Origin of the sequence: Burkholderia sp. BCC1644 (genome assembly GCF_902833225.1) — a bacterium.
Lineage (GTDB): Bacteria > Pseudomonadota > Gammaproteobacteria > Burkholderiales > Burkholderiaceae > Burkholderia.
The window spans coordinates 1-1,049 of the sequence record NZ_CADFEI010000049.1 but is presented as its reverse complement, the minus strand read 5'-3'; the positions used below and the strand labels follow the sequence as shown (position 1 = coordinate 1,049).

1 protein-coding gene is annotated in these 1,049 nt (G+C 65.0%); it reads left to right on the top strand.

Features of this window, described 5'->3' with window-relative positions; genetic code table 11:
• Positions 1 to 9: 9 nt before the first annotated feature.
• Positions 10 to 1,049, top strand: a 1,040-nt coding sequence (glyA, locus tag HWX87_RS37605; protein ID WP_244137845.1) for a serine hydroxymethyltransferase, incomplete at its 3' end; no start/stop codon positions are given.

The following is a 1,049-nucleotide window of genomic DNA, read 5'->3' as shown; positions in this document are numbered from 1 at the left end:
TTTGCCGCGATCGAGCAGGAAAACCGCCGCCAGGAAGATCACATCGAGCTGATCGCGTCGGAAAACTACACGAGCCCGGCCGTGATGGCCGCACAGGGCTCGCAGCTCACGAACAAGTACGCGGAAGGTTATCCGGGCAAGCGCTACTACGGCGGCTGCGAGTACGTCGACGTCGTCGAGCAGCTCGCGATCGACCGCGTGAAGCAGCTGTTCGGCGCGGAAGCCGCGAACGTGCAGCCGAACTCGGGTTCGCAGGCGAACCAGGGCGTGTTCTTCGCGATGCTCAAGCCGGGCGACACGATCATGGGCATGAGCCTCGCGCACGGCGGCCACCTGACGCACGGCTCGCCGGTGAACATGTCGGGCAAGTGGTTCAACGTGGTGAGCTACGGCCTGAACGAAAACGAAGACATCGACTACGAAGCGGCCGAGAAGCTCGCGCAGGAACACAAGCCGAAGCTGATCGTCGCGGGCGCGTCGGCGTTCTCGCTGAAGATCGATTTCGAGCGGCTCGCGAAGATCGCGAAGTCGGTGGGCGCGTACCTGATGGTCGACATGGCGCACTATGCAGGCCTGATCGCAGCCGGCGTGTACCCGAACCCGGTGCCGCACGCGGACTTCGTGACGACGACGACGCACAAGAGCCTGCGCGGCCCGCGCGGCGGCGTGATCCTGATGAAGGCGGAGTACGAGAAGCCGATCAACTCGGCGATCTTCCCGGGGATCCAGGGCGGCCCGCTGATGCACGTGATCGCGGGCAAGGCAGTGGCGTTCAAGGAAGCGCTGTCGCCGGAGTTCAAGTCGTACCAGGAGAAGGTGGTCGAGAACGCACGCGTGCTGGCTGAAACGCTGGTGAAGCGCGGGCTGCGGATCGTGTCGGGCCGCACGGAAAGCCACGTGATGCTGGTGGACCTGCGTGCGAAGCACATCACGGGCAAGGCAGCGGAAGCGGCGCTCGGTGCGGCGCACATCACGGTGAACAAGAACGCGATCCCGAACGATCCGGAAAAGCCGTTCGTGACGAGCGGCGTGCGCCTGGGTTCGCCGGC